This window comes from Kingella kingae ATCC 23330, from assembly GCF_900111845.1.
Taxonomy (GTDB): Bacteria; Pseudomonadota; Gammaproteobacteria; order Burkholderiales; family Neisseriaceae; genus Kingella; species Kingella kingae.
This window is the reverse complement of sequence record NZ_FOJK01000057.1, coordinates 1-1,875: the sequence shown is the minus strand read 5'-3', so window position 1 is coordinate 1,875 and position 1,875 is coordinate 1. Positions and strand designations below refer to the sequence as shown.

At 37.9% G+C, this 1,875-nt stretch carries 2 protein-coding genes and 2 pseudogenes; 2 read left to right on the top strand and 2 right to left on the bottom strand.

Annotated features, from left to right (window positions below; translation table 11 throughout):
• Window positions 1-18: 18 nt before the first annotated feature.
• Window positions 19-617: pseudogene (locus BQ5809_RS10835) on the bottom strand (IS5 family transposase).
• 20 nt (window positions 618-637) lie between these two features.
• Between BQ5809_RS10835 and BQ5809_RS08105 the strand changes: the two are divergent.
• Both BQ5809_RS08105 and BQ5809_RS08100 read left to right on the top strand, forming a co-directional pair.
• Complete coding sequence (locus tag BQ5809_RS08105) at window positions 638-1,120, top strand: DNA adenine methylase (protein WP_231954128.1); 483 nt, start codon at window positions 638-640, stop codon at window positions 1,118-1,120.
• A gap of 82 nt (window positions 1,121-1,202) precedes the next feature.
• Window positions 1,203-1,697: a hypothetical protein gene (locus BQ5809_RS08100; protein ID WP_003788974.1), complete on the top strand. Its 495-nt coding sequence runs from the start codon at window positions 1,203-1,205 to the stop codon at window positions 1,695-1,697.
• Window positions 1,698-1,756: 59 nt separating this feature from the next.
• Here the strand turns inward: BQ5809_RS08100 and BQ5809_RS10500 are convergent.
• A pseudogene (locus BQ5809_RS10500) lies at window positions 1,757-1,875 on the bottom strand (IS5/IS1182 family transposase); the annotation flags it as partial.

The following is a 1,875-nucleotide window of genomic DNA, read 5'->3' as shown; positions in this document are numbered from 1 at the left end:
ACCTGTATTCACAAACAACTATTTGATAAATTTTAATATTTGTGAAATATACCCTAGTTTAACAAAATTTTCAGCAGATAAATTCGTCTGCTCAAAATCTTTTGCTAAACGTCGAGACCAACCTAACTATGCAAACGTTCGTTCTACAATCCAACGTTTGGGCAGAATATGCCAAGAAATATCTTGAATTTTCTTTGAAATCTCAACAGTTAAACCCAATTACTCTGATATATGTCGCTTACGGCCTTTGATTTTTTTACCTCCATCAAAACCTTTATCATGTGCGCTAGAAGCTGTTTTGACACTTTGTGAATCAATAATGGCATAAGTTGGCATTGCTTGTTTTTGATGGATTAAACGTTTTTTTGAACCAATGCCAAAAGAATTCTATCCCATAAGCCTGATTGATTGGCTCTGCGATAGAAACTCCATACGGTTGAATAAGGTGGAAAATCATTGGGCAGCATACGCCATTGGCAACCTGTTTTGGTCATGTACAAAACGGCATTCACTAATTGACGTTTATCCCATTTGTAGTGGCGTAGCTGGTTAAAATATGGCTCAATCGCTTGCCATTGGGCATCTGTTAAGTCTGTTGGGTAGGATTTTCTGGTCATAAAGATATTTTATTATTTTTGTGAATACAGGTTCTGATATTCAACGTGCAGCACGGTTCTTTTATTTGCAACACAATACCTTTGGCAGCAAAACAACGGGTCAAACATTTGGTACAGAGACGACAGGCAAAGCATGGAATGCAACGCAAATTGCCGAAAAATTGCAGGCTGCACGACAACGATTAGGTGGTGTATTCATTGAAAACGAACCATGGCAACGCTGTGTCAAACGCTACGACCGACCACATACATTCTTTTATGCAGACCCACCGTACTGGCAAACCGCAGGTTACGAGCGTGTATTTGATTGGACGGAATACGAACAGCTTGCTCAAACGATGCGAACCATGCAAGGTAAGATGATGCTGAGTATTAATGACCACCCCGATATTCGCGCATTGTTTGCTGAGTTCAATATTACAGAATTGCAGCTAGCTTATTCTGTGAGACGCAAAGCAGAAAATCGCATACAGCGTGGTGAGTTGGTCATTTGTAACTACTGATTTCAAGCAGCCTGCAACAACAAAAGCGACTGAAACGTCGCTGTTGTTATGTTTGATGCTATAAATTCAAATCCAAACGTTTATGGTATCAAAATTGCAGTGGTTTTATAATTTACTCGGTATCAAAGGTATTGCGAAAAGGTGCCAAAGATTTTGCGGTTTTATATCACAAGGAAAAAATGATGCATATAAATACATGAATTATGAGCGTACAACCTACGATGAATTAAAAAAGGACTTTTTGGCAAGTGCCTTTGGGGCTTGCAGGGCTAAATTTCATCGTGGTCAAGTTGATGGCTGGATGGAACATGAGAGTGAATGGGGTTATGCTAGCTATGATTTTGAAAGCGGATTTCATTTACCAATTGAAAAGTTAATGATTCATGTCATCAATACAATTACAAATGCTGGTCGAATAGCAGAAGCTCACCGATTCCATTTATGTGAGATAAATAATATTCTGTCCAAATATGCCACAGAGGAATTATTTGCTGATTTGAATGATGAAGAAAAAGAAGATTTTTTATATGACCTTGAAATTATTTTAGATAATCAATTGCTTGAAATTGTAAAATAAATATAGCAAGTGTAGGGTGGGTGCTTGCACCCACGCATTAGGGGCTAATGACATTTTAGCTATAATTTCAACCAAATCAAAGCACAAGCTAATGACACGGTACTTTCATAATTACGTTTTAATTTATCGTACCGTGTTGCCAGCGCACGAAAATGCTTTAATCGTGCAAAAGCATTTT

Bases quoted from the DNA above. Each gene is read 5' to 3' on its own strand.
- BQ5809_RS08100 (WP_003788974.1), top strand. From the start codon at position 1,203: ATGGTATCAAAATTGCAGTGGTTTTATAATTTACTCGGTATCAAAGGT.